Source organism: Saccharopolyspora elongata, from assembly GCF_004348985.1.
GTDB lineage: Bacteria > Actinomycetota > Actinomycetes > Mycobacteriales > Pseudonocardiaceae > Saccharopolyspora > Saccharopolyspora elongata.
Genome location: NZ_SMKW01000173.1, coordinates 1 through 6,089, shown reverse-complemented (window position 1 = coordinate 6,089; position 6,089 = coordinate 1). Strand labels below are relative to the sequence as shown.

General features: G+C 62.1%; 6 protein-coding genes. 3 read left to right on the top strand and 3 right to left on the bottom strand.

Annotated elements, in window-relative coordinates; genetic code table 11:
- Positions 1-969 precede the first annotated feature (969 nt).
- Positions 970-1,101, bottom strand: a complete 132-nt coding sequence (locus tag E1288_RS50070) for a hypothetical protein (protein WP_268952038.1) — start codon at positions 1,099-1,101, stop codon at positions 970-972.
- A 484-nt stretch (positions 1,102-1,585) separates the two neighbouring features.
- Between E1288_RS50070 and E1288_RS45780 the strand changes: the two genes are divergently transcribed.
- Entirely contained in the window at positions 1,586-2,443 is an 858-nt protein-coding gene (locus E1288_RS45780) for a DUF6082 family protein (RefSeq protein ID WP_132495545.1), read from the top strand.
- Between the two features lie 538 nt (positions 2,444-2,981).
- Positions 2,982-3,323: a helix-turn-helix domain-containing protein gene (locus E1288_RS45775; protein WP_132495543.1), complete on the top strand. Its 342-nt coding sequence runs from the start codon at positions 2,982-2,984 to the stop codon at positions 3,321-3,323.
- Positions 3,324-3,332: 9 nt separating this feature from the next.
- Here E1288_RS45775 and E1288_RS45770 read toward each other — a convergent pair whose 3' ends face one another.
- Positions 3,333-3,923, bottom strand: coding sequence for a ClpP family protease (locus tag E1288_RS45770; RefSeq protein ID WP_132495541.1), 591 nt, complete (start codon positions 3,921-3,923; stop codon positions 3,333-3,335).
- A complete protein-coding gene (locus tag E1288_RS45765; protein WP_132495539.1) occupies positions 3,920-4,546 on the bottom strand; it encodes a ClpP family protease in 627 nt (208 codons plus the stop codon). Before E1288_RS45765 ends, E1288_RS45770 begins: the two co-directional genes overlap by 4 nt.
- A 664-nt stretch (positions 4,547-5,210) precedes the next feature.
- On the opposite strand from E1288_RS45765, the gene E1288_RS45760 reads away from it, so the two are divergent.
- On the top strand, positions 5,211-5,537 hold the full coding sequence (locus E1288_RS45760; RefSeq protein ID WP_132495537.1) for a hypothetical protein: 327 nt from the start codon (positions 5,211-5,213) through the stop codon (positions 5,535-5,537).
- Positions 5,538-6,089: the final 552 nt, after the last annotated feature.

Sequence of the window (6,089 nt, the reverse complement as noted above, 5' to 3'; positions counted from 1 at the left end):
TATAAGAGACAGTGCGGGGGCCGGGGGGACTGAGAGCGGAATGACGACTCGCGAGGCCTGGTCAGGTCTGGTCTCGGCGCCGGTTCGAACCAGGCCACGGTCTCCGGCGACTCGGAGATGAGCGGTGCCGGCGGGGTCGGTTCGGCCGTGGCGGACCGCTCGGCGGCCTTCCTGATGTGCCCCACGTCAGCGCCGTTCGGGAGCAGTGAGATCGGAACGAGCTGGCCTCGGGAAGCCAACTTGTACCGGGCGCAATCGCGCCACCTGTCATTGCTGTCGCAATAGGATTCGCGCCAGCCGCTCAAGCTTGCCTTCAACAACGGGAAGAGGGGGCATGATTGGGCGTGGGAGCAGCCCATATCACTCCGATCTGACCGGCTCATACCGCCTGGTCGGGGGTAGGCGATATGGCGCGATCTTGTCGTTCTTGTATTTGCACGATCCGACCAGCGATCGCAGGGCGTAGCGGAATGCAACACACCGTAGCGCGATCCCCCTCCGGGTTATTAATACGGCGGATCCCCGGGATCGTTACCCCCGTTACGCGCCTCAGCAAAAGGCGAATTTCAGTCAAAAAGGCACGATGACCAGGAGTTTCTCGAAATATTTACGATTAAATAACAAATTATCGATGGATATAGATGCCACACCGTGATACGAATGTTGCCAAATCGATGTCGGATCATGTGGAACTCGTCCTACTTTATATCGTGCGGTTATGCCTCCCTCCCACGCCGCATACAGAGAGTCGAAAGCCGGTGAAGTCACAGCTGTGACCCGCTGCCCCACATGCCACAAGTCCCCTTCACTGGCCGAATGGTGCATGTCGGACGAAGTCACGGGATTATTCGCCAGTTACTGAGGGCATGCCCAAGGAACCTCGTTTGCACTACCACAACCGGCATGTGATTGCTTCGGGCACATCAGCGACTAGATCAGCTCGGCCATCTGGTAGATGAGCCCCTCTGGTTAGTACTTCGTGAACTGCTCGCGCTTGCCGGGCTTGTTCTCGTACGCGATGCACTTGGTCCAGGCGTGTTGCGCAGCTTCGAGGTCGGTGGTCGAGCCGCCGATCACGCCGCAGCGTTCGGGGAGCGGCATCTAGATATTGGCCATGTTGCTTCGGTACAGTTCATCTTTTTGCGCGAGCAAGCACGGAGATGCTCTTATTGTTGCTCGTTCCGCCAGGTTGAAATTGGCGCACGCGCCTACTCGGCTCATCTAGGCGAACCTGATGCGCCACTCCCCACGAGGCGACTGTGATGTTGGACTCACTCGGCCTGTCAGACTTTTGCGACACACTTCATGACCGACCACATCGGACTTGCCTGCAAGAACACTGGTGCCAGCGCGAACATATGTGGCATCGCGCAATATGTACCACCAGCAGCGCGCAGAGCGAGAGACGCGAATACGTCGTCAAGCTAGGCCAAACGAGTGGATAACGATCCAAGCCCTCCTAGCCAGCCTTGATCTGGCCGGATCATTTCGGCATGATCGAAGCGCAAAGAATCAACGAGTACCCGAATCGCGCCCAATGACACGAAATAGTTATTCAACTGATCAAATAAACTGCGGGGATGGCATGCCGATCGATACATCCGACATTAAAGGAGGAGCAGATCACGTCATTCTGCCCAAGCCTCCTCGCCGCTTACCTGGCAAACCTACGAAAAAGCATGTCTTATACACGACGTTCAGCCTGTCCATCTTAGCCATTATCGCAGCGGTACTAGTTTCACCACTAGCCCTTGTTTTGTTCGAGAGCAACCAAATTGACTGGTCTCGACTCAGCAATATCGGCGAAACCTACGGTGCGGCGTCAGCAATTCTATCAAGCATAGGCATCGTCGGCATCTCTCTCTCCCTACTACTTCAGCGCCGACAAGCAAAAGTAGCAGAAGAACAAGTAATTCGAGAACACTATGTCAGGTTAGTTGAGACGTCGATCGAAGACCCAAGCCTTATGAGTTGCTGGGGAGCTTGGGCGGGCGAGGAAACCGCACCGGAACTACCTGACAGAGAACAGACACGGAGACAGATATTCGCGAGCCTCATCATAGGTTCTTTGTATTCAAGCCACCAGCTCAGGGGAGCAGATGGCTCGTACGAACGAATGCGCCTTCGCTGGTTCTTTCAAGGAGAAGTGGGGCGACGATACTGGCCGATTACGCGCGAAGGATGGATGTCACTTCGGCAAGACAGGCGGACACGCGAGTTTGTCAAAATGGCGGAAGAGGAATATCTGAAAGCCATCGCCAGCGGGCCGCCGATTATTCCAGCAATTTATCCGACCCAAGAGATCCAGCGAGAGACCGATACCAAGCCCAAGCCGCGCCGACGCTATCCCAGTGTTCTTCGCGCTAGTGCCGTCGGCCTTGTGGGCGTCGTCGGAACCATCTTGTTCCACCGCGCATTCCGCCGCACCATTGGGCGGCGTTAACCACCCTACCGTGCCGGCCGGGCTTGACCTTTTCGAGCGGGTTTCCGCCGAGACCGGCCGGCTTGTGGCGTAGCTCCGGATAGCGCGGCGTGGGCACGCCTGCCCCATATCCGCCCCACGCCGTGGACAATCGACTTCAACCCCGCCTGCCGCCGAGGCAGAGCCGTACTGCGGCATTGCGCTTCGTGGTCATCGGAGACCACCTCTCGTCCGCCGCGTCGCCAAGTAGCCAGCCGGGAGCGGCCCGACTGGTCGGCGATCAGCTGCGAACTCGGCGACGCATCATCGAGGGTCGGCGCGGCCGTCTTCCGGTAGGCACGTTCGTAGCGCCGGATCGGTGATCTCGCCGATCAGCGCCGCTGGGAGCGCGAGTTGCTCAGGCTGGCGCGATGATCAGACGATCCTCCAGTCGGACAGTGATCAGTCCCGCCGGATTCCTATTGGTACTGCGACGACGCCCTGCGGGCTGAGTCGGGGGTGTTTCCGCCGGGAGCGGAACCGCTGCCCCCGGGCGCGGGACCGGTGTCAGGATGACGGTATGGCGGACATCCTTCCCTTCCACCAGAAGCGCGCCCCCATGCCGGATCGTGAGCCGGAACCGCTGTGGCGTGAGGTGCTGGGCCGGAGCCTTCGTGCGACCAGGGAGGAGCAGGGTGGCCGCCTCGTCGACATCGCGGAGCGGGCCGGCATCTCGCCGCAGTACCTGTCCGAGATCGAACGCGGTCGCAAGGAGCCCTCGAGCGAGATGATCGCCGCGGTCACGGGTGCGCTGGGTGTCGACCTGGCCGACCTGCTCGCCGGCATCGCGGGCGACGTCCGGCAGCTCCGCGGCGCGGGCCCCGCGCGCCGTCCCGCGGGACCCGTGCTCATGGCCGCCTGAGACGCGGTCTCAGGTTCGGTGATCGAGGACGCGGTCCGCGAGCCCGTAGTCGACGGCCTCCGCCGCGTCCAACACGCGGTCCCGGTCGGTGTCGTGCCGCAGGTCCGCGACATCGCGACCGGTGTGCGCGGAGAGGATCTCCTCCAGCTGGGTGCGCACCCGCACCACCTCGTCCGCCTGGATGATGAGGTCCGGGATGGCGCCGCGGCCCTGCGCCGCGGGCTGGTGCAGCACCACCCGGGTGTGGGGCAACACGGATCGGTGCCCGGCCTCCCCCGCGGCCAGCAGCACCGCACCGGCCGCAACCGCCTGGCCCACGCACGTCGTGGCCACAGGCGCCTTGATGTAGCGCATCGTGTCGTACAGCGCGAGCATCGCGGACGGGTCACCGCCCTCGCAGTTGATGTACAGGTTGATCTCCCGTTCCGGGTTGTCCGCCTCCAGGTGCAGCAACTGGGCGATCAACGCGTTCGCCACACCGGAGTCGATCGCGGTGCCGAGGTAGACGATCCGCTCCGACAGCAGGTGCGAGTAGACGTCCATGATCCGCTCGCCGGCCACGCTGCGCGTGATGACGTTGGGAATGGTGTAGGTGCTCATTCGCCGGCTCCCGTCGCCGCGCCGAGCCCCAGTTGGTGCGTGCGCACGGGCACGAGCTGGTCGAGGCTGTCGACGATGTGGTCGATGAAGCCGTACTCGCGTGCCTGCTCGGTGGTGAACCAGCGGTCGTGCAGCGAGTCGGCGAAGATCCGTTCGATCGGCTGGCCGGTGTCCTCCGCGATGATCCCGAGCACGGTGTCCCGGGTGTGCCGCAGGTCGTCCGCCTGCACCTCCACCTCGACCGCCGATCCGCTGATCCCGGACGAACCCTGGTGCATCAGGATGCGGGCGTGCGGGAGGGCGAAGCGTTTGCCCGGTGTGCCCGACGACAGCAGGAACTGTCCCGCACTGCACGCCAGTCCCAGCGCGAGCGTGGCCACGTCGCACGGCACGAGCCGCATCACGTCACGGATGGCCAGCATCGCGGAGACCGAGCCTCCCGGTGAGTGGATCCACAACGCGATGTCCTTCCGGGGATCCTCGCTCGCGAGGGACAGCAGTTGGGTGGCGAGCACTGTCCCGTTGTCGTCGTCGAGCGGGCCATCGAGGACCAGTACCCGCTGGCTGAAGAACCGTTCTCGGAGTCGGTGGTCGAACAGTGGCTGCTTCTCGTGGTCCGTCATGCCCCGACAATGCCGCCGCCCCGGTGCACTTCTCCGGTTTCGCTGCTGTGAGCAGATCAGCCCTCAGCAGCCCGGCACCGAACTCTCCACTGTGGACATCGCCGCCAGCCGCTCTGGCGATGTACACATGGGGCGGCAGATGCCCTCGAATCTGCGCTGACGGCCACCTGACGTTTTCAGGGACGAAGCACGAGCGAGGCCCGCCGTTCTCGATTCCGTGATCACCAGTGTTTGCCGTTGCCTGCCAACACCTTTGGTTACCTGCGCGAACTCCGGCTACCGATTTCACCTTGTCTGCCGTTATTTGCGGTCGCTTGCGGGTGATTTTGGGCAATTGGTTGGCAACTTCTCCCTTGCCCCCACCGGCACGATGCGAGCTGCAGCCGCTTTGAACTGCTAAGACGTTGTACTCGACTTCTCGTCGTTATACGGCAGTTTTTGCCGTCCTGACGAACGGCTGACGAACGCCGCCGAGCAACCCGAGGGCTACCCGTGTAGCTCACATTCTGCGGCCTCACCCGACACGAAGCCATCCTTCCGGGCAGCTGGCGAGAGTCAAGGGGCGAAGCTCCGAAGGACGTGCATCCGTGGTGCTAGACGAGTAGCCTTTAAATCCATCCGAATGGGTGACCGCAGTGCACCTGCCGCTGTAGCCTCCCGCAGCATGAGTTTCACCGACGTCGTGTTTAACGCATTTCTTCTCCTTGGGCCTATCGGTGCTATTGGAGCTGTGTCCGCAGCCATTGGGGTCGTTCGGCGCCGTCGGTGGGCGCTATGGCTCAGTGTGGCGCTGACGCTGGTCGTGGCAGCCAGTTTCGTCGGGTTCTGGTTCCTGTGGGGGCAGGCGTTCGACTATGCGGACATGAACCAACCGGTGCCTGCGAGGTTGGAAACCGGCAAGTACGTGACGACGACCATGGCGGCTGTCGGCATCCTTGGACTGATCGTAACCGCCTTCACCGCGTTACTCCTTCCGCGCCGCGCGCGCTAAGTCTGGAAGGCCACGGTGGGCGAACCCTAGAAGGTGTCGCCCCCGCATCACGCCGGATCAGTGATCGCGTTCGATCACTGACCACATTGGAACTAGTCGTCCAGGTGCCCCGTGGATGCCGCCCTTGACCTTGGCGGCTGCCCGGAGACACTTCTTGACTCGTGTGAGAACAGCTCTTCATGGTGTTCTGCGACTGGACCACAAGCCGGTGAGCACCTCGAGGCCGGCCGGTTCGTGCTCGACTGGAGCGGTGAGGTGACCAGCTCGGCGACGTGCCCAGCACGGTTCTCGCAGATGTGCCCAGGCGACCGCCGCCGTGGCCGAACGATTCTGGATGTCCTTCTCGCCCGCTGGCGGTTCCTGTGGGGCCGCCCTTGATGAAGTAGAGAAAGTTTAGACACGCGGACTGCGGCCTAGCTCGGCCTAAGAGTTCCTAACAGAATGATTACTTGTGGTGTCTGGAGTTCCTTGATCGTTGATCATGATCAGGTGAGGAAGGGTGAGCAGCCGCCGTGGATCGTGCCGGACGAGCTGTGGGAGCGAATAGAGCCG

Coding starts and splice junctions, on each gene's coding strand:
- E1288_RS50070 (WP_268952038.1), bottom strand. CDS start 1,101: ATGCCGCTCCCCGAACGCTGCGGCGTGATCGGCGGCTCGACCACCGAC.
- E1288_RS45780 (WP_132495545.1), top strand. CDS start 1,586: ATGCCGATCGATACATCCGACATTAAAGGAGGAGCAGATCACGTCATT.
- E1288_RS45775 (WP_132495543.1), top strand. CDS start 2,982: ATGGCGGACATCCTTCCCTTCCACCAGAAGCGCGCCCCCATGCCGGAT.
- E1288_RS45770 (WP_132495541.1), bottom strand. CDS start 3,923: ATGAGCACCTACACCATTCCCAACGTCATCACGCGCAGCGTGGCCGGC.
- E1288_RS45765 (WP_132495539.1), bottom strand. CDS start 4,546: ATGACGGACCACGAGAAGCAGCCACTGTTCGACCACCGACTCCGAGAA.
- E1288_RS45760 (WP_132495537.1), top strand. CDS start 5,211: ATGAGTTTCACCGACGTCGTGTTTAACGCATTTCTTCTCCTTGGGCCT.